The following is a 25,699-nucleotide window of genomic DNA, read 5'->3' on the forward strand; positions in this document are numbered from 1 at the left end:
TTATTTTCTGCAATCGCTATTAATAGAAAAACAAAAAAAGTAGAATATNNATATTCTACTTTTTTTGTTTTATAAATCATAATTTTGATCTTAAATCTATTACATCATGAAAAATAAAGACTTATAGAAATTATTAAATTGTGCAGAAATAATATTCGGATTTGGAAAACTATCATTTGATAATTGCAATACAGAATCAGATTTACTATTAAAATAGTGTTTTAATTCTGTCATTAACTCGCTTCTTGTTTTAGAACAATCTAATAGGATTAAACTTTTAATTTCATCTAAAAAAAATAAGCTATCATACAATTGCTTATTAAACAGACATAACAAAACATTCGAACCTTTTTTTTCTAATTTCAAAAACTCCATTAGCTCAAATTTATCATAAATGACAAATATAGAACGATCAAAATGTTCTGATTTGTTTTCGTTTTCAGAATCAGACATAAATGAATTTTCAAAAAAATCAAATTCAGTCCTGAAGTTTCGTTTAAACATTTTTAAAAAAAATCCTCTATCATCACGCACCAAAATTCTTTCCTTTTTCATTTCTAATTCTTTAAACATTTCAAATTAAATAATTTACTGTTTTTTATAAGTCATAAAGAGATTATCATTAATACAAATCAGAATCTTTAAACATCTTTGCAAAGATAATCTGAGTTAAATCACACAAAGTGATACAATACGTTATAAAAAGAATAGAATAAGGTTTTTTTGAGGTAATGCTTTTAGATCTTAGTAACATGTGTTACATTATTTTCTACAAAATCAACTAATTCGTGAATATTTCTACCATCATTAGTTTTGTTAGAAATTGAAATAATATAGCCATTTCGATCTCTGACATATAAAAAGAAAAAGTCTTTCGTGAGAATTGCATTTTCTATTTGACTCCATTTATAAACAAATTCTCCCAAAGGTGAATGGACAAAAATATTAGAGTTGGTAAAATTAAATTTATACTTTTTACTAAACCTATTATATTTTAAAAGCTTTTTACTAAACTGAAAAATGGTTTTACTTATCGGCTTTACAAAAGAATACTGGAATAAAAAAAACAATATAATGAGGATAAGATTGCGTACCAGCCAATTTATTACATCGGTATCATTATCTAAATTTAAAAAATCGAAGAATATCGCGAAGAATAAAACAATTCCAAGGAATACGGTTACCTTTTCTTTATAGAGGCTCTTGAAATACATCTTATTAAGTTTGTGTATTTCACCTATATTTAATTCAAACTCTAAGAAAAAGCCGGAAGTATTCATGTTTTTTTGGAAGGCATTAAAAATTTGTGGATATTTTTTTTGATCTATAGCGTTATTATTTCTGTTCCGGAAATATTCAACTCTAAAACAATGACAAAACTACCCTATAATCAATTCTTAATAATGCCTTATTAAGTTATAATAATATCAAAATAAGACTTTTAACAAGGTCTTAAAAAGTTATTTATTAAACTGAACAACTACAAGTAAAACTGCAGATAAATTTTAAAGCAGCATTATTATTTACTTCTTCTTAAAAAACAGTTTCACAAAAAAATATTTGAAACCAAAGCAAATATTAATTCTTACAATAATTACAGATATTTATAGCTCAAAAATAAATAGAAAATAACCTAAATAAGACATTATAATATCATAATAAGACTTTAAAATAGACTCTATTTAGTTTGTTTTCAAATAGTTAAATAAACATACAAATAATATTCTTAAGTAGAATATTTAAATTACTTTTGAATTCAATTTAAAATCATTATAAATAATTTCCTACAAAAATGAATTTAGTTCCTACAGAAATTAAACTTAAAGAAAGAGTTAAGGAATTAACCTGTCTATATGAAATATCAAAAACAATATCCAGATCAAATTGTATAGAAAAAGAAGTTTTAGAAAAAATAATTATAAGTACCAAAAAAGCGTGGAGGTACAATAAAAAAGCTTCCGTAGAAATACAAGTCCCGGATTGCTCTTTATGGATATCAAAACCCGATCAACAAACTGTTTTCCAAATTAGTAACATAATTGTTTCTAAAACTATTGTTGGCTTCATTAAAGTACATTATCCTGAAAATGCTTATAATAGCAATGACTTTTTAAGGGAAGAACAAACATTATTAGATACCATTGCTTTTGAAATTGGCAATTATATCGAAAAGTTTGAAAATCTTGAAAAAAAACAACTTCTGATGCGAACTGTAGAAAGAATCGACAGGTTATCAAGTCTGGGAGAAATGACTGCAGGGATAGCACATGAACTCAATACTCCACTAGGAAATATATTAGGATATGCTGAATTAATTAAGAGCAATAATACAGATTCTGAAATTAACGATGATATTTCTACTGTTATAAGTTCTGTTATTTATGCTCGTGAAATCGTAAAAAAGCTAATGTATTTTTCTCGTGAAATGCCTCAGCAATTAGAATCTCAGGAAATTAAACCAATCGTAAATTTTGTTTTATCATTTCTTAAGCAAAACTTTCAGGCTAAAAAAATCAAAAGCGAACTGATATTTAAAAATGACAGTATTATTGCAAGAGTTGATTCTGTACAGCTTACCCAGGTATTTTTTAATATCATCATAAATGCCATACATGCTTCTCCTGATGAAAGTACAATAAAAATAACGATCGAAAATGATGCAAAAAATCTATCTGTAAAAGTTGCAGATCAGGGAACAGGAATTCCTGATGCAATTAAACAAAAGGTATTTGAACCATTTTTTACAACCAAACCAAATAAAGACAGCTGCGGGCTTGGACTTAGCGTAGTTCATGGAATTGTTAAAAACCATAACGGAGAAATAAACCTGCTAGACAACACACCAAACGGAACCATTTTTATAATAAAAATTCCCTTAAATTAAATAAAATGAGTCTAATAAAACAAAAAATATTAATTGTAGATGATAATTACGACATGCTCAATTTAATTCAGCGTCACTTAAAATCATTTAATTACCATTCCTATCGTGCATCTTCTGTAAATGAAGCTATTGATGTACTAAAATATACTGATATTGATTTATTGATTACAGATCTTAATATGCCTGAGATTAATGGCATTGAATTGTTAAAATATGCGGAAGAACATTATCCTTTAATTCCAAAATTAGTGGTTACAGGAATTAATTCTGTTGATAATGCCGTTACAGCATTAAAATCAGGAGCTTTAGAATATTTACACAAACCATTTACCAGCAATGAACTTGAAAAAGCAATTGATGCATTATTGGCAAAAACCAATTTAAGGCATTTAATAACTACTGTTGATTCCTTAATCCATAACAACGATTATCTGGGCATTGTAGGTAGTTCTAAACAGTTAAAAAAGGTATTAGAGATAATTGAACGTGTAAAAGATAATAAAGTAAATGTATTAATAGAAGGCGAAAGCGGAACCGGAAAAGAACTCGTAGCCAAAGCAATTCATTATAAAGGATCTTTTGCCAATATGCCTTTTATCTCTGTAAATTGTGGTGCGATGCCAGAGAATTTAGTCGAATCTGAACTTTTTGGATATGTAAAAGGAGCTTTTACGGGTGCTTTAGAATCTAAAATAGGATTTTTTCAGGCAGCATCAGGAGGAACCATTTTTTTAGATGAAATTGGTACTGCATCATTAGCCGTTCAAACCAGATTGCTACGGGTTTTGCAAGAAAAAGAAATAACAAAAATTGGTTCCCGAAATGCCGAAAAAATAAATGTGAGGATTATATGTGCCACCAATTGCGATTTGCAGCAAATGGTCCTTGAAGGTACGTTCAGAGAAGATTTGTACTATCGAATAAATGTTGTCAATATAAAAACAACTCCTTTAAGAGATAAAAAAGAAGATCTGGTATTATTGATAAACAATTTTATAAAAAAATATTCTATTGAATATAACAAGCCTTCTATAACTATAGATGAAAAGGTGATCGAAATATTATTAAGGTATTCGTGGCCCGGAAATGTCAGGGAACTTGAAAACATTATTCAACGCATGATTATAATGTGCGATGATGTTATCAATATTCAACATGTGCCTGATGCACTAAAATATCATGTACCAGAAGAAAAAATTCTTTTTAAATCTTTAAAAGAGTATGAAAAAGAACAAATTATAAAAGTACTGACTGCTGTAAGTAATAATAAAACACAAGCAGCCAAAATTCTGCAAATAGATCGTAAGACCCTTAATCATAAATTATCTTAAAGAAAGACAGAACAGCGTAATTCTTACTCATTAGGAATTATATTCCCCGGGCATAAATAATCAGAATAAAATGTATCGAAACTTAATCGAATGAATCCTAATTAGTTAATTCTAAAGGAATCAATCAGGCATGTCTTTTGCCTAATGGGATAGTTATAAAATTGCTCATCGCTAAATAATTTAATGGTATTAGGACTAATTTTTTAAAATGCTTAAAAAGTAAATTATTATGAAACATAATGAACTTATTATAGAAGAAAATGAATTTGAATTATTGAAAAAAATAATCAATTCTCCACAAAAGAAAACGGATAACGTATATAAACAGTCCGTCAGGCGACTGGAAAACGAACTTAAATCAGCCAAAATTCTTAAAAACGAAGAAATGCCAGCTGATATTGTTCGAATCAATTCGAGTATAACAGTAAAAATAGAACCTAATTTAATTCGGGATTTTAAAATTGTATTTCCTGAAAAAAGTAATATCACTCAAAACAAATTATCAATATTATCTCCCATGGCATTAGCCTTATATGGCTATTCTGTCAATGATGAAATATCATGGCAATTTCCGTCAGGAATAAATAAAATAAAAATTTTAAAAGTACAATAACAACTACCAATACATCCAAAATAATAAATACCGCAAAACTGCTATAACCGTGAAAATAATAGAACACTCGTATGGTGCTGATTTGGATTGGGTAAAACCCTTTGCGAATAAACTTGGAGGAAAAGTAAAAGGTAATTTTATAATAGTACCTGAAGATACATTTACGGGCACAAGATACTTCCTTGATTGCGGAGAAGATATTGTTGCCTATTATGTTGATGTCATGAATAACAAAGACATTCATTTAATTCAGAAAAACACAAAAAAAGATTTTATTGGAATATACTACAATATTACCGAAGGTGATGTCAAATACTCCAGTGACAGCTTTGCCCTGAATGTGGGGAGATGGAAATATAATTTATTAGTTATTGACAGTTCACTGGATACAAATTATAAAATTAAAGCCGGAAGCAGATCACATGCCTTTTGCATTTTTATAAAAAAAACCCGAATGGCATATTTTGCCAAAAAGAACAATATTAATTTTAAAAATATAAACAAAATTACTAATTCTTCAAAAAATACGATTATTCGGTTTGACAGAATGAGTGATGAAAGTTATCACCTGATAGAGGAGCTGCAAAGATTTAAACCCGGAGGTCCTGTATACGATTTAAACATTCGAGGAACAGTTCATTTATTGCTTTCTAATTTTTTCAAAAAGATGTCTGCAACAAGGATTATAATACAAACTGTAAATAAATTAGATCTGGAGAGGATAATAGAAACTCAAATGTTTTTAATTAATAATATTGAAGAATCTTTTCCGTCTATAGAAACAATGGCTTTAAAAGCAAATATGTCGGAATCTAAATTCAAAAATTTGTTTAAAAAAATAACTGGAAAAACACCAAATACTTTTTTTATGGAGAATAAACTGCTTGAAGCTAAAAAGCTTCTTGAAGAAAATCAATTATCAGTATCTCAGATCTCAGATAAACTAAGCTTTACAAACAACTCATATTTTGCTTCAAAATTTAAAGCCCATTTTGGATTATCACCAAAAATGTTTGCAAATCAATTATAAAAAAACGCCTATGTAAAACAAAAAAAAATCGCTGATAGCGCAAGAAGTTCTTAACATTTTGAAAATTTAGAAAATAAAAATCTGTTAAAAAAAAAGTAAAAACAACTTATAATCAATATTTTAACAAAAAAAATTTAACTTTATACGACCAAAAACAAAATATCTTGAAAACAATTGAACATTCCTACGGAACGAATTTAGATTGGGTAGAGCCACTTGCAAAACAATTGGAAGGAAAAGTTGAAAATAATTTTATAGTTGTACCAGAAGACAAATATCCCGGAACCAGGTATGTTCTGGATTGCGGAGACGGTATTGTAGCGTATTATGTTGATGTACACAACGAAATAGAACATCAATTAATTCAAAAAAATAAGACTAATGATTTTGTATGTCTTTACTACAATTTAACCGAAGGAAAAGCAAAATATACATACAATAATGTTGTCCAGGATTTAGGCCGATGGCAATACAATCTAATTGTTATGGATAGCTCGCTTGATACAAATTATCTGGTAGAACCTAATAGCAAAACTTTTGTTCTTTGCATATTTATTGATAAAAAAGTAATTGAACAATTTGCAAAAAAAAATAATATCAATTTTCGGGATATTGATAAAATAACAGATTCATCAAAAAATACGATTATACGTTTTGACCGTATGAGCAATGAGAGTTTTCATATATTGGCTGATTTACGTAAACTGAAAGTAGGTGGCCCGGTATTCGATTTAAATCTTAATGGAACCGTGCAATTATTGCTTTCAAATTATTTAAAAAAAATGGCTACCCACAGGATTATCCTGCAAACAGTAAATGAGTCTGATGTAGCCAATATTATAGCCAGCCAAATGTTTTTAATCAGTAATATCGAAGGTCATTTTCCAAGTATTCAGTTAATGGCCAGAAATGCTACTATGTCTGAATCTAAATTTAAAAATTTGTTTAAAAAAATTACAGGTATTACCCCAAATGTCTTTTTTATGGATAATAAATTACTATTGGCAAAAGAACTTCTTGAAGAAAATAAACTGACTATATCACAAGTTTCAGATCGGTTTCATTTTACCAATAACTCTTATTTTGCTTCTAAATTCAAAGAACATTTTGGACTTTCTCCTAAAGCATTCATTAATCAATTATAAACAAATCATTATCATATCAAATAAAATTTATTGATAATGCATCACGTTCATTAAAAATGAGTACCCAAAAAATATGAAAAAATTTACACATTTTTATTCTTTGACCCCGGAATGGCAATACCAATTAGCCAAAGAAATGGGTGGAGAACTTATTGATAATAAAATAATCGTTCTTCCTGAAAATCTTGGTGAAGGACATTCCTTTTTTACCCAAATAACCCCTGGTATTTCTGCTTTATTTATGGATTTTGTTCTTAGTACTCCCATAAAAATGAACAGACTTAAGTCTGATAATGAACTTTATATCTTTCATTTTGATTTAAGTGATCATCCCAGTTTAATAAAAATTGACAATATCGATTACAAAATTGGTTCTTCTATTAATTTAGGTTTAGCTGTAATAAGCAATGCTATAGAAAGTTCCTTTAAGCCCGCTATAAACGAAAGAACTATTGCATTACGCCTGCTTGTAGATAAAAAACTACTTAACGAATTTATAAAAAATCATCCCACAGAAGAATATGCAAAACGTAAAATTAAAATAGATAAAAATGTTCCCTATTATTATGATAATATTGATAGTAATAGTTTGCTTTTAATCCAGTCATTAAAGGGTAAATCAGTTTTTGATGTATCTTTTGATCCTTATCTTAAAGGAATTTCATTGAAATTATTAGGTAATTTTTTAAATCGTTATACAGATTCAGTTACTGTAAAAAATGAAATTACCGAAGTTGAAACGGAAGCTATAAATAAAACAAAAACATATCTTTTAGATCATTTATACAATCCATTCCCTTCTGTACCATTTCTATCAAAAATGGCCGGAATGTCACCATCGAAGTATAAGATGCTATTTAAAAAAGAGTTCAACAGTACACCTAACAATTTCTTTGTAAAAGAAAAAATGCTTCTGGCAACCAAGCTTTTACAAAGCGGAGATTATAATACGTTAACTGAGATAATTTATGAATTAAACTATTCTAAATTAAGCTATTTCTGCACTAAGTATTATGATCTGTTTCATAGAAAACCTTCTGAAGATTTTGTAAAAAAAAATAGAATAATCAAAAAACCTGAAGTTAATGTAAAATCTATTCCAGTTTAAAAAAAATACCCTGTATTAAAACTACAGGGTATTTTTTTGAGAAAACTAATTTCTTTTAAGAATTTGTATACTATTATTTTAGTAAATAAATACTCTTATTATGTTTTGAATTATAAAATCTGCAATAGCTTACAGATTCAAATTTATGATCAATAAAAAAACGGGATATCTTTTCAGATATCCCGTTTTAAATTTGAATTAATAATCAATTAATATTTACTTTTTATTATCAGATTTTTTATTATTAGCGTGTACTATAAACTCAGAACGTCTGTTCACCTGATGTTCTTTGTCAGAACATTTTACACCATCTGTACATCTGTTTAGTATTTCAGATTCACCAAATCCTTTACCAGTAATTCTATTGGCGCGAATTCCTTTGCTTACTATATATTTAACAGTTGATTGTGCTCTTCTTTCAGAAAGTTTAAGATTATAAGCGCTGCTTCCCTGACTATCAGTATGTGATCTTACATCAATTGTAAAAGTTGGATAATCTTTTAAAACCTGTACGACTTTATTGATTTCTTTTAGCGATATCTTTTTAATTTTTGTGCCGTTCAGGTCAAAATAAATAGGTAATAAACCAAGTGTTTTAGTCAAATCATCATTATCACTTAATATTTTACCTCCATCTACAATGAATTTATCAGCATTAGGATCTACTTGAAGTCCTTTATCAATAGATACCAGGGCATTCTCACCAGATTTAGGAACTATTTCTTCTGAAATTAAGTAACCATCTTTTGTATATGTTAATTTATATGGTCCTCCTTCAGGAAGTTTAATAATATATTCACCCGCATTATCCGTAAGATATTTACCTATTTCTTTATCACCATCATATGCCGTGATCAATACTTTTGGCAAGGCTTCACCAGTAGTAATGTCTACCAGTTTTCCTATAACGGTAAACTCCCCTTTGATTAGTTTAATTGGTTCTAATTCTTTCAGACTATAAATCTGATCGTCTTTAGTTCTGTTAGAAGAGAAAAAACCTTGTTTCGTATCTGAATTGATTACAAAAGCAAAATCATCATCTCTGGAATTAACAGGCTCACCAACATTTACAATTGAATACGCTGTCGCATTTTTAACTGCTGCAAATACATCTAAACCTCCAAGGCCGGATTGTCCGTCTGATGAAAAATACAGCTGTCCTGCTTTGGTCACAAAAGGAAAAGTTTCTCTTCCGTACGTATTTATAGACGGCCCCATATTTTTAACTTCACCAAATGTACCATCACTTTTTAATTCAACTTCAAATAAATCGGTCTGTCCTAAAGATCCGGGTCTGTCTGATGCAAAAATCATACTTTTACCATCAGGTCTCAAAGCAGGATGTGCCGTTGAATATGCATTACTGTTAATAGGCAAATCTTCGATTTTATCCCACACACCATTTACTAATGTAGCTCTGTAAATTCTTAAACGATTTGTTTTTGTATCATCTGTACCAAATTTATTTCCAAGAAAATTACTTCTTGTAAAATACATTTGAGTTCCATCATTTGTAATGACAGGTGTAGACTGATGAAATACGGAATTAATTTTACCCGTTAATTTTTTCGGATCAATTAAATCCCCTTCCGGAGTAATTGTTGCTTCATAAAGTTTAAAATAAGGTTTTCCTGACCAGCTATCTCTGTATCTTGGTGTAATATTCGTATCACGTGCCGAAGTGAATATTACCTCTTTTTCTTTATAAAATGCTGTTCCGTAATCCGGCATTTTAGAATTAGCCGTTACAGGTTTTATAGTATATCTACTGGATTCTTTTTGGATATTTTTCAGATAATCAGTATCCGAATTCAAGGCTTCTTTCCCAATTTTACTATTCAGTTGTTTGATAATTTTAGACGCTTCATCGTAACGTCCGCTTGATTTTAGAGATTGTCCGTATCTAAATAACTGATCATTGGTAAAAACATATTCATCTTTTAGTTTTCCAATATAATCATATGCTTTTAGTGCGTTTTTATAATCTCCATTAAAATAATAGGAATCTCCTAACATTGCGTATACAGCTGAAGAGCTAAATTCTTTTTCAAGTAAAATTTCATATAAATTACTTGAATTTACAGAAGCGTATGCTTTATTATCGAATTCTTTTTCAGCTTTATTTACTAATCGCGTCTGCGAATATGTATTGTGTAAGCTAAATAACACTATCCAAAGTAAAAAATATTTTTTCATAAGTAGTTCTGAAATCATTAGTTAAAAAAATCTTGGATTAATTAATTGTTTACCTGAATTGGTGAATAAATCAAATCTTAGAAAAAGTTCGTGAGAACCTGAATTATAATTTCCTAACTTGCTTGTTTCATAATCATAACCGTAACCAACCTGTATACCATCAGTTACCTGAAAGCCTGCCATTGCACTAACGCCTGCATCCCAACGGTAAGCAGTTCCCAGTGTAAATTTCTCATTGATCAAAAAGTTCGCTGATAAATCTAATGCTATTGGTGAACCTGCAACAAATTTTGCTAAGACAGCCGGTTTAAATCTCAAATAAGGGTTAATATCAAAAACGTATCCTGCAATACCGTAAAAATGTGATTTTGAAGAGTAAACAGAAGCTGCAACTTTATCATCATGACTTGTTTGTAGTAATTTAGGAGAAGAAAGACCAACATACCAGTTGTAAGAATGCACATAAATTCCCGCACCTACATTAGGAGAAAGCATAGATTCTTTTCCTACCATATAAATATCAGGATTTTCGATGTCTAATAGGTAGTAATCAATTACCATATTTTCAAAACCTCCCGCAATTCCAAAAGAGAATTTTACATCGTTGTTTGTTTGAATAGTGTAAGCATAATTTACCATAGCACCAATATTTTTGGTTGGTCCGATTACATCACTTACAACATTTAATCCGATACCATTACCATGATATCCTAACGGACTCTGAATGGAAAAATTCATGGTTTTAGGAGCTCCATCCAATCCTACCCATTGTGTTCTGTATAATCCCATTACACTTACTACCTCTCTTGATCCTGTATAACCGGGATTAAAAGTCATCGTATTATACATATACTGGGTATACTGGGATTGTTGCTGCGCTGAAGCGCTACTTATCCCAAGCAGCATTACTGCCGCTATGTAAAAAATATTTTTCATTAGTTGTACTTATTTTTTTATCCTTAAATTTTATTTTCTATTGATTATTTATATATAAATAACCTGATTTCTCAATCCCGTTTCCTTCTTTGTTGTATCGCAATATGTAGAAATAAGTTCCTGTAGGAAGTTTTTCTCCTCTTGTAACAGTTGCACGTCCATCTGAATATCCAGTAAACACATTGTCACTTTCATTATATGACTTAGTTTCAAATACTTTTACTCCCCAGCGGTTATAAATTTCAACTGAGTTATCAGGATATTTATCGATTCCTGCTATATGGAAAGTATCATTGACACCATCACCGTTTGGAGAAATCGCATTAAAGACCTCAACATCCTGAGGTTGAACTGTTTTCTTAACAATCGCTACTGTAAAAATCCCCGGCCCTTCTACTTCTCCCATCATTAAATTTGAAAAGTTAGGATTTGTTGATTCTTCGGCAGATCCTTTTTCATTTACCCACAGATTATTCCTGCTATCCCAGCGAACAATTGCTAATTGCTGGTCAGGATTTAAATTTAAAAAATGAGAAGGTGTCGTAGAGCTGTTTAGCGTAAGTCCCAATATAATTTTATCTGTTCCGGAGTCACGGGAAATTTCCCAATATTCAGCACTGTTTAATTCCAGGATACTCGCGTCTTTATCCCTTGTTAAATATTCTGAGGGTTTAAAAAAGTACTGAGAGACATAGGCATTTTGTCCTGCTGATGCACCAACTATTAAAGGCCTGTAGTATAAATTATTTCCAATAGGATATTCAAACTCTGTGTCTCCTGATTTTACAACCATTCCGTCAACAAAACTATGATCGCCAGCATTTACAGCAGAAGCATATTGATTAAAAATTACCCTGGCTTTAGAATCCAATGCGTTGATGATACCATTTTCGAATCTTGATTCGTTACCTACCCTAATAGTTGTAGTAAGATCAAAAGGAACTACTGATGACATATTATTAAAAACCACATTTTGGAAGTCAGAAACAGCATTTCCTGTAATTAATTGCTTTACGTACAAATCTGAAAAAAAAGTAGTCCCGGTGCTATTTATAACGCGTTTGTTTTTTACTATATCGTCAGCGGTAAAACGTACAGTACCATCATTATTATAGTTTTTAAAAACATGCAGCTCACCATCGTTTATAAGCTCTCCTGTATTTTGATTATCAAAATCAAAGAAAACATACATGCCTCCATCGCTCTTATTGTCTGTAACAATTTGCAAAAGTCCCTTGTTAACAACAACAGAATCAATTTCCTGCTTTATTCCTTTTACCTGTGCCTGTGCTGTTTCACAAAACAGCAAAATCAATAAGCAACCTAAGGTAACACAAGAGCTTTTACCTTGTGGTAAAGCATGTGCTAAATTATTCACTTTATATAAGTCATTTTTTTTCATACATCTGTTTATATTGGTTATACAATGTGCTTTTATTAAGAAGCAAATATAATTTCATACCAAAAGGTAATAAACCCTTAAAAGTTATTGGTATATCAAAATAGGGTCAAATTAGTCTTGTCAATATTATCATTCTAACAAGGTTATTGGTGTTCGGAAAAAACAATTACGTAGCAAAGCGCATAGAAAATTTGAACAAAGCTTACAGAGAGTAAGATTGTATTACTAACGCTTATGAGAAATATTTAAAAATAGTTATTCCCGAACGAGTCTAATTTTACCTTTTCAATCCTGAGTTTCGGGATCTGGAAAAGATTATGGTAAGAATATTGTGCAATGTGCACTCTACAGAGATGATATATCTTGATGTGAAAGCAACATTAAGCATATTTACTGAAAGGTTCTTTTATACTTTCTACAGTTCTGAGATCGAATGTATGAGTCAAAAAAAATAAGAATTGGTTACTATAGAATTCCTGTATCAATTAATCTCGCATAACGTCCGGTAATTTTACCTTTCTCATCGATTACAAAAAAAGTTGGTGTCCCAATCACTCCATAATTCTCAAAATTAACACCTTTAAATCCTTTAAAATCAAGCAATTGTTCTTTCCATGGGAACTCATGATTATGTCCATCTCCAGCATTTACAGTCAGATCTGCCGCAATACTTATTACTTCATATCCTTTTTGCTGTAGAATTTGGTAATTACCCAATAATTGATGAATTTCATTTTCACAGCTGTTACAACCTGATTCAAAAAATAATAACAAGGTTTTGCTTTTAATTATTTTTTCACTTCTTCCAGTTTTTAAAGCTGGAGCCATTGCACCATTATCCAAATTATTCATGGCACTTAGCAAATTATTTCCTGGTTTTTCAACCCTGCCTGATTGTGATACATATTGTCCTATTACATTTACCAGATCATCTTTGCCATTTTTAGAAAACAAACCCACTATTTTTTCTGCAAAAGCAGTATATACAGTATTGCTTTTTATACGAGAAAATATTGCTTTGGTATCTTCCAGCAATACTTCGTCATTTTTCACTCCAAATAATTGCATATTAAGCCAATTTTCTATAACCGGACTCCATAAACTACTGGTGTAAAGCGTCTCTATATCAAGATTGTTTCGCACAAAAGGACTATATTCTTTTATTAGATCTTCCTGGGTCATATCAGGTTTATTACCTATACCACCTAAAAAGTTTAGCATTTCGCGCATACGGGCGGCATACAACAAACTGTTTTTTACCTCAGCCTGTTGTGTCATAAACTCCTGGGTTAATTGTATTTTTTCTTTGTCAAAAACAGGATATAAAACGTCATCTTTATCATAAAGCTGCAAACTCGCTTTGATTAACTCCATTTTCTCAGATATTTTCTTTTGCTGCAGACTTTCTCTTAAAAAATTATTTTCAATTGAACCAGTAAATTTTGTATTTTCAATTGTAGGCTGTGCCTCATTAGAACTTATAGTAAAATTTTCGTTGTTCATAATCAAATCTATGCTCACGTCCTGATTTATCGTGAACTGTGCAACACCTTTAAAACTTTTTTGTGAAGCTGGAAGCGTTAAGGTAATGTTACCTGTCGTGTTTAGTATACCTTTTGCAATGGTGTCTTTTTTATCTCCTTGTATTAAGCTGTAATGATACTCTTTTCCTGCAAATTTTGGTAAAGACATTTTTACAGTTTGTGCCTGTAGCGATACTATACCAAAAATGGTCATAGTAGCTATAAATAGCTTTTTCATTTCTTCTGTTTTTTTATTATGCATTGATTAACAATATCATTCTTGTATAATTTCAATTTTGTAAATAATGGAAAAATTCAAGCGCATCTTTTTTTTAAAATTTTGATTGAGAATTAAAATTTAATTTAAAAAGGATACGCCTTTCATCCTGCTTTTTTGCAGAAAATGAAAAGCGCATATCCTTTTTGTTTTAATACTGCTTTAGTTTTTTCAGACTAAGGCAATAAATACAAACCTTTTATGGTGTATATCCGTAAATCTAATATTCAGAAATACAACGTATATTCCCCCCAGTAGCCATAGAAGAATTTCCAATTGAAGATGCATCTCGGAATGAAACCGCAGCACCACTTGACCCTTGATCACTGACCCTACTCCAATAAAAAGATTTAAACATGAAATCTGCATAACCATTTGTAATCGAACGATGTCCTCCGTTAGGCAACATCAAAGAGCTTCCTATTAAATATCCTGAATTACCTATTCCATTAGAGACATTCCCTACTGAAGTAACAGTATTGTTTTTAGAGATTCCATCCCATTCCCACGATCCTGGTATACGATATCCTTCAGGACAAGGGTCAACTACTGGTTTTGTCCAATAACCTCCCCAAGCCAAGTACATTTTAACATAATTTCTATCCCAATTTGCAACACTGCCTAAATTTCTATATGATGCAGCTGGAGTCTTGTTTCCCCATTGATAATAATCTCCAACCAAACCTAATGCTGGTTTAGTAGGATCCAAAGATTCATCGGCACCTAAGTTGTAACACATAAATTCTCTCCATACATTAGGCGAAATATAAGCTCCACAACAGCTGCAATCCTGTATTTTTGCAGTTAATTTTACCTGTACATCCGTACCTGTACCATTTGCATTATTATTGTAAATAACATATAAATCAACTGAAAGTGCATTAGTAGCTGATCTGCCGTAAGCATCACCTTGTCTTCCTGAACCACTGCTTAAAGTATTTTTATATACTACTGTTGCCGTAACTGGTCCGGATACATTAAGACTTGTTTCATTACCATTGTTAGTAATCGATCTCACAATAGAACCTCCCAAAGATTCTACATAACTAAAGCGAACTTTACTTACTGTACCACTTGGGGTAAAGGTATACGTTTGTGTATTTGTAGCTGCCAGATTAAAATTAGCCCTACCGCCACCACGAGCACTTAATGTTCCGCAAGTTCCGCCATCATTACTCTCAGCAATATCAAAACAAGATTTACCTCCAAATGTGCCTGAACCTGCAGGCAAAGTGGCTGGGTTTGCCTGTGTAACAACTGTAAATACAGGTGAAGTAGCTTGTAAGTTACCTGAACAACCATTGGTTACGATACAATATAAATAAGATGTACCTGCGGTCGAAGGGCTGTAAGAATAAGAAGAATTGTTAGCACCACTTATAGCATTACCAGTTGTACCGGATGTTCCACTACTATACCACTGATAAGCAGGACTTACTCCTCCTGAAACTGATATAGAAACCTGAACACTTGAGCCTGCAGCCACACTTTGAGTAATATCAGATTGCGCTGTCAGAACCGGTGTAGGACATGCATTACCCATTGTAATAAAATGCTCTAGAGATGTTGATCTTCCACAATTATTTTCAGCAGTTACTTTAATATTAACCCTAAGGCCTTCTGAACCACTGGCAGGTAGTCTTACGGAAACACTTGCGCCAGAACCTATTATCACAGCACCATTATCTGCTGTCCACGTATATGAAATAGCAGGACCAAACTCGATAGCAGTTTGTAATGTAACCGTAGCTCCAAAAGTAGCCGTGTCTGGTCTTGATTGCCATGAAAGTACTGGTAAGCTCGAAACATTTGCAGATATTGCTTTTACAGCCATAGTACTTGTACATCCCGTAGCGTTTGTAACAGTACCGTTATATACAGCACCCGGAGTCGATACTCTAATAGTCGCTGTTGTTTCACTCATTTTTACATTGTCCTTGTACCAGGTATAGGTATAAGTACCTGCCGTTTGTGGCACTAAAGTCAGATCAGTAGTACCATCACAAAGTATAGCATTACCCGTAATATTAGGCTGACCCGGGGCATTACCTGTAAGGATATCTTTTTCAAGAACACTTACTTCTGCCGGGCAAAGTGCCCCACTATTATCTGTAGCTACCATACGTAACGAAATTTTAGTCTGAGAAGCTGGTATAATAAACGGATTAACACGTATTATATCATTACCATTATACCATGTATACGTTATACCGTCAGTTTTATTGGCAACTGTTAAATCCAGAGAACCTCCCTGACAGAATGCGTTAAAACTAGTTAATGGCTGACCATTTACCAATACATTATTCGGATTAAGAATAATCTGATCTGCACTTGTACTTTTTGATACTGTAACAATATTTGAAGCTTTAGAAAAACAGTTGCCTTCATTAATCACTGCAAACCACTCTCCTACATCACCGGTAGCATCTAAAGTAATTGCTGCTCCTGATTTTTCCTGTACTCCGTTATGAAACCATAGCACATTTGAAGTAGTTCCCAATGCAGTAAGTTTAACAGAATTGGTACCACAAATAATACCATTATTTGTAGTAATTATTGTTATTGCAGCAGCTGCAGTTGTACTTGATTCTGTAATGTTACGTTCGTTAGCTGTATTTGTATTACAACCAATAGCGCCCATGGATACATTGTATTTTCCTTTTTGAGTTGCTACATAATAAGAAACTCCTCTTGCAACTTCTATACCGTTACGAGTCCAAATCACCTTATCCAGATTAGAGGTGTTAAATGGTACTGAAAGATAAACACCACCACCCACACACAAAGTAAGGTTAGCTGCCGAAGGGCTAATAGTTGGCACGGCATAAGAAGAACATTCTACTCCTTTTTGAGAGAATAAGAAATCTTTGTAAGAATTATTACAGGTACTTGTTACACGTACTAATATTGAACGTGTATTTACCGAAGTGTTTTCATTAAACCCAATATTAAATTTACCGTTGGCCAGATCAATATCGTACAATGAACCATATTCGTTTCCTGCCACAATAGAAAATGTAAACGGACCATTAGGACAATCTACATCATCAATACTAAATGTCTGGTCACAACCTGTACCATCAGCTGCTACATTAAGACATACTGCAGGGCTAATGGTTATTTGAGAAGTTCCTTCACACAAGCTTACCCAACGACTACCGTTCCAGTACTCTACACAGCTTGTGGTTTTATTAAAAATAGTAAGGCCATTGGCCAAAACATTTCCTGAAACAGCAAAAGCATTACGTTCTGTTGTTGTCATTTGAGGCAATCTAAGCCCTCCTTTACTAAGCAACTCTAATACAGAGAAAGCCTCAGGTGCTTTTTTACCACCTATGGTCATCTGCGCCTGTATATTTACTGAAAATAATATGGCCACAAACAAAAGCCATGTACAAAATAGATTTTTTTTCATTATTGAATTTATTGAATTGTTTAAAATTGTCTGATTTAAGTAACAGTAAAGAGTAACCATTTAAAAATTTAGCAAGGGAACATATATTTATATAATCAAGACTTATTTAGTCAAACTGATTAATTTTTAATTTTTTGCTGATTAATAAATATTGTATTACCATTATTTTCAAAAGTTTCCGCTTTTTTACTTCTACACTTAAAAAAGTCTTTTTTCTTATATCCTTAATCGATATTCCCAAAGAACAATGGCTTGATACAGGATTCTCTTTATCTTATTTTATAATGATGAAACTGTATACCAGTTTACACCATCTGATTGTAAGGTAACTTTAAGAGTTCCACCGGTTGCAGCATAATATGCTGTGGCCAGTTCGCTTCTACTAAATGTGTCTGAATAGATAACCGGAAGATTAAACTTTACTGTAACTTCATCACCGGCATTATTGGTAATATTCGCTTGGTTAATCACTAGAATTCGACCTTTGCTTGTAACCGCATCAGGTAAATTAATTGTTATATCCTCCGTCATTTGAGAAGCTATAATTGTGTAATCTGCAGCGGCGATAGTGTAATTGCTGTTTATTACTTTAATATCCATTACATTACCAGTCGAACTTGAAGTATCGCCTTCGGCAATTCTTACCCATTTAATACCATTCCAGTAATAAAAACCAGGTGTAATATCATTTTTATCACTTTTATTGTAAACTAACAAACTTGTTGCAGCAACTCCCGGAATCGGACTCTGCGAAGTTGTACTGGTCAGTTCAATTCTGGGTATAAGAAGACCTCTGATACTGGAAGTAATATCTAATTGGGACGAATTATCAGGGTTAGATGTCCCGATTCCTGTTTGTGCGTTTGCTTGCTTTAACCCTAAAAGCAAGATTGCTAATGCTAAGTATTTTATATTCATGTTTATAATTTAATTCGCAAATATAATCTTACAACTAGTCTGATTATAGCCATATAAGTTTTCTGAATAGTAGAATAAGACAAAGTTTTGACTTAATCTGAAAAATCAATTTATAAATATTATAATGACAAGTACAACAAGGTATTGAGGAAATAATTTGTGTAGATTTTATAAATAGTCAAGTCTATTTATGACTTCGACATAATGTTGTTAATTTAAAAAAATTAAATGGTTATATAGATTTAGTAATTTAGTCAGTATGTAAATTAAACCTATCGATTTCTATAAAGGAAAAATCAGATAGTGGGTCACTTGATGAGATTAGTTCTTTATGAAATTGACAAAATGAGAGCTACTTTTTACTCATAGATTTAAAACATTTTTTCACTAATAGCAATCGATCAAACTAAATTAATTGTAATATATTAATTAGTAAAATTTATATTTTGTCTATGAAAATTATCAAAAAGTAGTATTATTAGAATTGCATAAAAAAAGCCACATGTTTCACAACTGTAGCTTTTAACTGGTCCTTTATTATATAAAGTTGAATTCTTTTTTACAACCCAAATTGATATTAGTCTGTAGAAGATTTTTAAAACTTCATATTAAAATATAGCAAATCAATATTATTACATAAAGAATACAAAGTTTAATTTCCCTTTTGACTTCATCTAATTAATTCTGAGAAATAATGTATATGTTTGCACCTAGTGGATGTTGATTATTATTCACAATTGTTAAAGTTGTCCCCGACTTAGTAATGGTAAAATCATAGCGGTCAACGCTACTGTATGAACAAGTATTACTATTTGCATAAGCAGTTAATTTTATAGAATTACTAGCTAGATAAGTAACAGAAAAAGGTACATTTTCTGCGCTTCCCCCAAGAAATACAAGTAAATCACCGCTCGAAACAAATGAAGCTATTGAATTATAAGTCATTCCAGGGCAACGACTATTCGTCGCAACATTAATATTAGTTATTAGATTAGAATTTTTCAAAGTTATTTGTCCAGAACTATTGTTAGGTGATACATTTATATTATATGTTGTCCCTGCTGTATATGTTGTCTCTGCGCCTCCTGACCCTGACCCAGAATCCCCTTTGTCTCCCCTCTCTCCTTTAGCACCTGGTGCACCAGCAATTCCTGGGTTTCCCTTTTCTCCTTTTAAACTTGCTTTTTGTGTATCTGTAAGTGCATCAAAAGTTGATTCATCACTTCTTGCCATTCTAATCCACTGAGTTCCATCCCAGTAATAAAATCCTGGTGTAACATCGTTTATAGTTGCAATATTATAGACCAATAAACTTGTCGCAGCTTCTTTTACAGGTGCCTGTATTTTTGTACTGTTTAAAGATATTCTGGGCAAAAGAATCCCTTTTTTACTTGAACTAACATCCAATTGTGCCGAATTTTCGGGATTGGAAGTTCCTATTCCCATTTGTGCGTTAACCTGCTTAAAGCCTATAAGCATGATTAACAAAACTATGTATTTAATTTTCATAATGTGATATTTTAAAGTGCAAAATTACTCTGATAAAAGAGTGTTGTTTTATCCTATACGTTTTCAGAATATTATAATGCGACATAAATTCGTAGCATTACTAAATTTTGCTTTTATGTTGTTTTTAAAATAATAACCCTAGTAAATTTTATTTATGAGTTATAAATAAATGAAAAATGGAAAAGCAATTGCTTTTCCATTTAATCACTCAAAAAAATTATGTATTTCTAGAATTTAGAAAGCGTTTGCCATTTTACTGTTGGTGAAATAGATTCCAAAATAATCTGGAAAGTAATATTTTGACCTACTGTTACTGTAGAACCATCATCATCAATAGTACCGCCTCCTTGTGAAGCAACAGTTACAATAGCGTTATCATTACCATCTACTCTTTTAATAAAAAATACTTTACCAATAAGATTTTCATCAGTAACTGCAGGTAATTTTATTGCAAGGGTTCCACTAGCCATTTTACCTGCATCAACAATAATAACATTATCATTTTCTACATTTACATCTGTATCACCTTCAACTCTTTTTATGCTCAGTTTATTGTTTACAGGATTAGACCATCCTACTGTACCAGTTGCGTCTTTAGTTGTTAAAACCTGACCTTGATGAGCACCTCCTTTAACTTTAATTACTGCATCAGCAAATAAAATCTCTGTTCCTCCAGGAGTAATACCATCTGCTTTTACTATAGAAATAATATCTTCGTCACTAGAAGTAAGACTTCCTTTTCCTTTATTGTCATTAACTGCAATCCAGTCAGCCTCATGGGTTCCGTCTGTACCTGGTTTTAGAATATATAGAATTCCATCTTCATTAACAACCATTCTAATACCATCTGGTACAACAGCATCTTTTCCTGGTATTCCATTGATTCCGGCTGCTCCGGCTGCTCCGTCTTTTCCACTTACAGGTATCCACTCATTACTAATTGGATCTTTTATATAAATAGTACCGTCTTTTGTATCTACCCAAACTGTAGCATCTGCAGGGGCAGTTACTCCATCTTTTCCAGGTACTCCAGGTCCTCCGGCTAATCCGGCTGCACCATCAACACCATCCTTGGCACTTACTAAAATCCATTCTTGTGAAATTGGGTCTTTTACATAAATTTTACCATTCTCTGTATTGATCCAAACTGTAGTATCTGCAGGAGCACTTACTCCGTCTTTTCCTGGTACTCCAGGTCCTCCGGCTAATCCGGCTGCACCATCAACACCATCTTTTCCACTAACTGAAATCCATTCCTGTGAAATTGGATCTTTTACATAAATTTTACCATCTTCTGTATTCACCCAGATCGTAACATCTGCAGGGGCAGTTACTCCATCTTTTCCTGGTATACCAGTTCCTCCGGCTACACCATCTTTTCCGTCTTTTCCATTGATAGGTGTCCAGGTACCATCAGCATTTTTTACATACACGATACTTGTATCTGTATCTGTATAAATATAAACACCTTCTCCAATATCTCCTTTTGTGCCAGGAGCTCCTGCTTCTGCTATAGTACTACTTGAAGCTATTAAATCAGCAGAAGTTACAATTCTGTTCCATTTACCATCAATAGCAGTCCAGTAATAGTATCCTTCAGGAAGATTACCAGCTAAATTATAAACTAATAAGCTATTAGCGCCTGCATCTAATCTTTTTATTGTAGTATTATCATTAATATCAGTTAATGTAACTCTTGGTATCAAGATACCTTTGGTTCCGGAAAGCACTTCTAACTGTGCTGCTCCATGTGGGTTATTAGTACCTATACCTACCTGAGAATAAGCAGAGTAACATCCTAAAACAAATACTAAAGGGAGTAATCTATTCTTCATAAGATTTAATCTTTATTGTTATTATTATTTTTTTACGTGATTTATTATTTCAAATATTGTGATTTGAAAGTGCAAAGGTCTTACGAAATACCACCTTCGTTAGCCTGTAGAAGTTTTTATAATTGTAGATTAAGACAATTATGCATTATTAGAACCAAAACACAAACAACTGCTAACCAATCACTTAAGACTATAATAAATTAAATATCAAATGCATATAATGATAATATCCATTAGTATTCCATTATAAAACCATTAAAATTATTAGGTGATTATAAGGGGAATAATTCTATAAATCAGAGTCACTGTGACTTATTTAGTTTAGTGGCAAAGCACATCAATGAGAATTGCATGATAGCTTTATACATTGTCAAAAAAGAGTAAAAAAAAAGGAGGAATTTAATTCCTCCTTTACTTTAACTTAATTTACTAACAAAAAAAATGGATATAATAATATGTATTTCTCTTAGAGAAACAGATTCTGTTTTATCAAAAGCTATTTATGAAAAAATTGAATTAAATTAAGTACAGATAAAATAATGATCAAAATATATAACATTATTCTCGTTCCGTGCCAAATAGTATTGTTGTCTTCTTTCATTCCTTACTATCTTTAATTTCTTTAACTTCTTTTTTTATCTTTTAATTGTTGATTAGACAGTATATAGTTCCCAAAAACTTAACAACGTCTAAAATTTTTATCCTACTATAAATTAAAAACATGCTTACATACTGCCTAAAACAACAACAAAAAAATAATTAATTATGAAACTCAATAACCTTTTCGTCAATTATATTGACGAGTCAAATATCATTTTAATTATTAGTTGACATTGCTCTTAGAAGTTTTTTAAATAATAGATTAAGACAATCTTTGAAATTCAAATAAGCTAATAAGAAAAAACAGGATCTGAAATAAATTTTGAAGCTCAAACATATCAAACAAAAAAAGAGAGAACCTAAGTTCTCTCTTTCTAAATAATCATCAAAATATTTAAAGTAGAATATTAAGAATAAAAAAAACAATTAACTTACAACCACAAACTTAATATCTAATGCAAATCTCTGAATCATTAGAGACTCAGCTTACTCCTAAAAGTTTTTAAACTTATAGTTTAAGACATTATTAAAGATTATCGTTTTTAAATTGAAGTTTAGTCTAAAAGTTTCTACCTAATACTTTTTTTAAGTTTGTCGATAGCTGAATCCTCTAATAATCTAATTTGATTTACTACAATTTGCGCAATAGATATGGCGCCTTTTAAAGAAAGATGTGTATCATCTGCCTTATCTTTATCATAATATGGATTTTCTCCTGCTTTAAAATGCAAATGCAATTGCTTTGATTTTTCCGGTCCGTAGGATTGTTCCAGTAATTCTGTGTAATATTCCAGGTCAATAAAAGGGACTTTGTATTCTAGAGCCACCAACCTTGTCTCTAACGGATAATCTCCGTGAGTAGGTACTAAAACTCCTTTTTCATTAAAATTACGTCTTGCAATTGAAGTCAATAATACAGGAGTTGCACCTTTTTCACGGGTTTCCTTTACAAAACGGATCAAATTGTATCTATAACGGGTATGTGGATTTGTATATCGTGTAGAATCTTCTATTTTTTCGTCGTTATGTCCAAATTCAATAAAAACATAATCTCCTTTTTTTAGTTTTTTATAAATAGAATCCCAACGTTTTTCATTAATGAAACTTTTGGTGCTTCTGCCATTTACAGCTTTATTTTCGATCACAATATTTTCGTTAAAAAACGGCTGTAAAACTTGCGCCCATCCATGTTCAGGATTTTTGTCCGGATCTTTTTTATTTGCCATGGTAGAATCACCAATAGTATATAAAGTTGTTTTTTGAGCGAAACTGGCTGTGGTGATTAGCAGGATTATTATTAAATACTTCATAATTAGATTGCTTGGATTGTTAGACTTCTTAGATGTTAGACTTCTTAGATTATTGGACTTATTTAGATTATTGGACTTTGTAGATGTTGGTCTTCAGATTGTCTGAGTTGCTATGTATTTTACTCTATCGTTTTCTATTTCTGATCTTTTTTTACAAAGATTTATAATCATGTGTTTAATAATTTTAGACGCACTGCTGTGCGTCTCTACGGAAAATCTTTGTGTCTTTGCACCTTTTTACTTTTTACCTTCCTTTTACTTTTACTTTTTACCTAACAAAAAGAACTATTTTGCTGCTGACGGAGTTGTTGCTTTTTCTCCAATAAAAACTTCATTTAACACTACATTTTCTGCATTTGTACATGAGATTGCATTTTTGGCCCATTTAATATCAATATTATTTAAAGAGATATTACGCACTTTTTTATCCGGAAATCCCTGAATTACAATTCCGGATGCTGTTGCTTTATTGCAGGTAATATTCGAAAAAGAAACATTCGATATCTCAGACTGGAAACCGTTTCCTTCTCCGTGATAATTTGCAGTGATATACAAACAATCTTCTACTTCATCGAGTTCTATATTTCGAACAAAAATATTTTTTATAAAACCTCCTCTGTCGGCATTGGTTTTTAAATAGATGCCCCTTTTTAAATACCCAATAGTTTTACAATTTTCTACATATACATTTTGTACTCCTGCTGACATTTCACTTCCTATCACGACGCCATGAAGGCCTTTGAAATTACAATTTCTAATTACAATATTTTCACTGGGCGTAGCAGCGTTTGCTCTTCCTTCATGATCACGTCCGGCTTTTATGGCAACATTATCATCACCATTATCAAAAGTTACATTTTCGATTAAAACATCTTTAGCATATTCAGGATCAATACCGTCATTATTATAATTTAATGATTTATAACGTACACCGCGAACGGTAATACTTTGGGATTTTAGCAAATGTAAACACCAGAAAGGAGAATTTTCTATACGGATGTTTTCAACTAAAATATTTTTACAATTGAAAAACTGAATCATCTGAGGACGTAAAAAGTATCCATCACCAAACTTTCTGTCTTTAACCGGAATATTATTGTGATTCATTTCACGGCTAAGGTTTTTGCCTGCTCCTTCTTTTGCTTTAAAGCTTTTCCAGGTCTTTCCTCCTTCTCCATCAATTGTTCCTTCTCCTGTTATAGCGATATTCGAGCATTCGTAGGCATAAATTAATGGACTGTAATTGTAAAGCATTGTACCCTCCCAACTGGTTAAAACCATGGGTAAATAATCTTCCGGTTTATCACTGAATTTAATTTTTGCTCCTTTTTCTATTTTAAGATTTACATTGCTTACAAAATGAATTGGGCCGTTTATTTTATAGATTCCCTTTGGTACAATAATAGTCCCTCCGTTATTCTTTCTGCACAATGCCATGGCTTTGTCAAAGACTGCTTTATTATTGGTTACAGAATCTCCTTTGGCACCCAACTTCAAAACATTAATTTGATAAGAAGGAATCACAGGAAGCTGAATTCTATTAACAATAGCATCTACTTTTGCTGTTGGAAATTCGCTGTTTTGTGCAAAAGAAGTGCATGAAATTAATAAAAGGAATAAATATTTCATAGTTTATTTTTTAGTTGCTAAGCCGCTAAGTTTCTAAG

General features: G+C 31.5%; 18 protein-coding genes. 6 read left to right on the forward strand and 12 right to left on the reverse strand.

Annotated features, from left to right (window positions below; genetic code table 11):
• Positions 1-99: 99 nt before the first annotated feature.
• Positions 100-555, reverse strand: a complete 456-nt coding sequence (locus BXU01_RS14410; RefSeq protein WP_123774058.1) for a hypothetical protein — start codon at positions 553-555, stop codon at positions 100-102.
• Positions 556-737: 182 nt separating this feature from the next.
• The gene (locus BXU01_RS14415; RefSeq protein ID WP_165689792.1) at positions 738-1,214 is read right to left on the reverse strand and encodes a YcxB family protein; all 477 of its coding nucleotides are present in this window, start codon (positions 1,212-1,214) and stop codon (positions 738-740) included.
• A gap of 578 nt (positions 1,215-1,792) precedes the next feature.
• On the opposite strand from BXU01_RS14415, the gene BXU01_RS14420 reads away from it, so the two are divergent.
• The 6 genes from BXU01_RS14420 to BXU01_RS14445 all read left to right on the forward strand — a co-directional run bounded on the left by BXU01_RS14420 (position 1,793) and on the right by BXU01_RS14445 (position 8,111).
• On the forward strand, positions 1,793-2,884 hold the full coding sequence (locus tag BXU01_RS14420) for a sensor histidine kinase (RefSeq protein ID WP_083693852.1): 1,092 nt from the start codon (positions 1,793-1,795) through the stop codon (positions 2,882-2,884).
• Positions 2,885-2,889: 5 nt separating this feature from the next.
• Positions 2,890-4,215, forward strand: a complete 1,326-nt coding sequence (locus tag BXU01_RS14425; protein ID WP_083693853.1) for a sigma-54 dependent transcriptional regulator — start codon at positions 2,890-2,892, stop codon at positions 4,213-4,215.
• A 229-nt stretch (positions 4,216-4,444) separates the two neighbouring features.
• Entirely contained in the window at positions 4,445-4,828 is a 384-nt protein-coding gene (locus tag BXU01_RS14430; RefSeq protein ID WP_083693854.1) for a GreA/GreB family elongation factor, read from the forward strand.
• 49 nt (positions 4,829-4,877) lie between these two features.
• Entirely contained in the window at positions 4,878-5,858 is a 981-nt protein-coding gene (locus BXU01_RS14435; RefSeq protein ID WP_083693855.1) for an AraC family transcriptional regulator, read from the forward strand.
• Between the two features lie 164 nt (positions 5,859-6,022).
• Positions 6,023-7,003 carry an AraC family transcriptional regulator gene (locus BXU01_RS14440; protein ID WP_083693856.1) on the forward strand — a complete coding sequence of 327 codons (981 nt, stop codon included), beginning with the start codon at positions 6,023-6,025 and terminating at the stop codon, positions 7,001-7,003.
• A gap of 73 nt (positions 7,004-7,076) precedes the next feature.
• A complete protein-coding gene (locus tag BXU01_RS14445) occupies positions 7,077-8,111 on the forward strand; it encodes an AraC family transcriptional regulator (RefSeq protein ID WP_083693857.1) in 1,035 nt (344 codons plus the stop codon).
• 216 nt (positions 8,112-8,327) lie between these two features.
• Here BXU01_RS14445 and BXU01_RS14450 read toward each other — a convergent pair whose 3' ends face one another.
• The 10 genes from BXU01_RS14450 to BXU01_RS14495 all read right to left on the reverse strand — a co-directional run bounded on the left by BXU01_RS14450 (position 8,328) and on the right by BXU01_RS14495 (position 25,661).
• On the reverse strand, positions 8,328-10,307 hold the full coding sequence (locus BXU01_RS14450; protein ID WP_165689793.1) for an OmpA family protein: 1,980 nt from the start codon (positions 10,305-10,307) through the stop codon (positions 8,328-8,330).
• 21 nt (positions 10,308-10,328) lie between these two features.
• Positions 10,329-11,243 (reverse strand): type IX secretion system membrane protein PorP/SprF, encoded by a 915-nt coding sequence (locus BXU01_RS14455; protein ID WP_083693859.1) that lies wholly within the window; start codon positions 11,241-11,243, stop codon positions 10,329-10,331.
• Between the two features lie 37 nt (positions 11,244-11,280).
• Positions 11,281-12,645, reverse strand: coding sequence for a gliding motility-associated C-terminal domain-containing protein (locus BXU01_RS14460; RefSeq protein ID WP_083693860.1), 1,365 nt, complete (start codon positions 12,643-12,645; stop codon positions 11,281-11,283).
• Between the two features lie 465 nt (positions 12,646-13,110).
• Positions 13,111-14,406 carry a peroxiredoxin gene (locus BXU01_RS14465; RefSeq protein ID WP_165689794.1) on the reverse strand — a complete coding sequence of 432 codons (1,296 nt, stop codon included), beginning with the start codon at positions 14,404-14,406 and terminating at the stop codon, positions 13,111-13,113.
• A gap of 259 nt (positions 14,407-14,665) precedes the next feature.
• The gene (locus BXU01_RS14470) at positions 14,666-17,860 is read right to left on the reverse strand and encodes a hypothetical protein (RefSeq protein ID WP_123774060.1); all 3,195 of its coding nucleotides are present in this window, start codon (positions 17,858-17,860) and stop codon (positions 14,666-14,668) included.
• Positions 17,861-18,139: 279 nt separating this feature from the next.
• Positions 18,140-18,778 carry a hypothetical protein gene (locus BXU01_RS14475; protein ID WP_083693863.1) on the reverse strand — a complete coding sequence of 213 codons (639 nt, stop codon included), beginning with the start codon at positions 18,776-18,778 and terminating at the stop codon, positions 18,140-18,142.
• Between the two features lie 678 nt (positions 18,779-19,456).
• Positions 19,457-20,287 (reverse strand): hypothetical protein, encoded by an 831-nt coding sequence (locus BXU01_RS14480; protein ID WP_083693864.1) that lies wholly within the window; start codon positions 20,285-20,287, stop codon positions 19,457-19,459.
• A 227-nt stretch (positions 20,288-20,514) separates the two neighbouring features.
• Positions 20,515-22,122 (reverse strand): hypothetical protein, encoded by a 1,608-nt coding sequence (locus BXU01_RS14485; RefSeq protein WP_083693865.1) that lies wholly within the window; start codon positions 22,120-22,122, stop codon positions 20,515-20,517.
• Between the two features lie 1,169 nt (positions 22,123-23,291).
• Positions 23,292-24,032 carry a rhamnogalacturonan acetylesterase gene (locus BXU01_RS14490; protein ID WP_083693866.1) on the reverse strand — a complete coding sequence of 247 codons (741 nt, stop codon included), beginning with the start codon at positions 24,030-24,032 and terminating at the stop codon, positions 23,292-23,294.
• Between the two features lie 285 nt (positions 24,033-24,317).
• Complete coding sequence (locus BXU01_RS14495; protein ID WP_083693867.1) at positions 24,318-25,661, reverse strand: glycoside hydrolase family 28 protein; 1,344 nt, start codon at positions 25,659-25,661, stop codon at positions 24,318-24,320.
• Positions 25,662-25,699: the final 38 nt, after the last annotated feature.

It is taken from the genome of [Flexibacter] sp. ATCC 35103 (assembly GCF_001975985.1).
GTDB lineage: Bacteria > Bacteroidota > Bacteroidia > Flavobacteriales > Flavobacteriaceae > Flavobacterium.

What these genes read in the sequence shown, in the direction of transcription:
- BXU01_RS14470 (WP_123774060.1), bottom strand. Translation starts at nt 17,860, where the DNA reads ATGAAAAAAAATCTATTTTGTACATGGCTTTTGTTTGTGGCCATATTA.
- BXU01_RS14420 (WP_083693852.1), top strand. Translation starts at nt 1,793, where the DNA reads ATGAATTTAGTTCCTACAGAAATTAAACTTAAAGAAAGAGTTAAGGAA.
- BXU01_RS14410 (WP_123774058.1), bottom strand. Translation starts at nt 555, where the DNA reads ATGAAAAAGGAAAGAATTTTGGTGCGTGATGATAGAGGATTTTTTTTA.
- BXU01_RS14465 (WP_165689794.1), bottom strand. Translation starts at nt 14,406, where the DNA reads ATGAAAAAGCTATTTATAGCTACTATGACCATTTTTGGTATAGTATCG.
- BXU01_RS14480 (WP_083693864.1), bottom strand. Translation starts at nt 20,287, where the DNA reads ATGAAAATTAAATACATAGTTTTGTTAATCATGCTTATAGGCTTTAAG.
- BXU01_RS14475 (WP_083693863.1), bottom strand. Translation starts at nt 18,778, where the DNA reads ATGAATATAAAATACTTAGCATTAGCAATCTTGCTTTTAGGGTTAAAG.
- BXU01_RS14495 (WP_083693867.1), bottom strand. Translation starts at nt 25,661, where the DNA reads ATGAAATATTTATTCCTTTTATTAATTTCATGCACTTCTTTTGCACAA.
- BXU01_RS14450 (WP_165689793.1), bottom strand. Translation starts at nt 10,307, where the DNA reads ATGAAAAAATATTTTTTACTTTGGATAGTGTTATTTAGCTTACACAAT.
- BXU01_RS14485 (WP_083693865.1), bottom strand. Translation starts at nt 22,122, where the DNA reads ATGAAGAATAGATTACTCCCTTTAGTATTTGTTTTAGGATGTTACTCT.
- BXU01_RS14430 (WP_083693854.1), top strand. Translation starts at nt 4,445, where the DNA reads ATGAAACATAATGAACTTATTATAGAAGAAAATGAATTTGAATTATTG.
- BXU01_RS14445 (WP_083693857.1), top strand. Translation starts at nt 7,077, where the DNA reads ATGAAAAAATTTACACATTTTTATTCTTTGACCCCGGAATGGCAATAC.
- BXU01_RS14490 (WP_083693866.1), bottom strand. Translation starts at nt 24,032, where the DNA reads ATGAAGTATTTAATAATAATCCTGCTAATCACCACAGCCAGTTTCGCT.
- BXU01_RS14425 (WP_083693853.1), top strand. Translation starts at nt 2,890, where the DNA reads ATGAGTCTAATAAAACAAAAAATATTAATTGTAGATGATAATTACGAC.
- BXU01_RS14460 (WP_083693860.1), bottom strand. Translation starts at nt 12,645, where the DNA reads ATGAAAAAAAATGACTTATATAAAGTGAATAATTTAGCACATGCTTTA.
- BXU01_RS14455 (WP_083693859.1), bottom strand. Translation starts at nt 11,243, where the DNA reads ATGAAAAATATTTTTTACATAGCGGCAGTAATGCTGCTTGGGATAAGT.
- BXU01_RS14415 (WP_165689792.1), bottom strand. Translation starts at nt 1,214, where the DNA reads ATGTATTTCAAGAGCCTCTATAAAGAAAAGGTAACCGTATTCCTTGGA.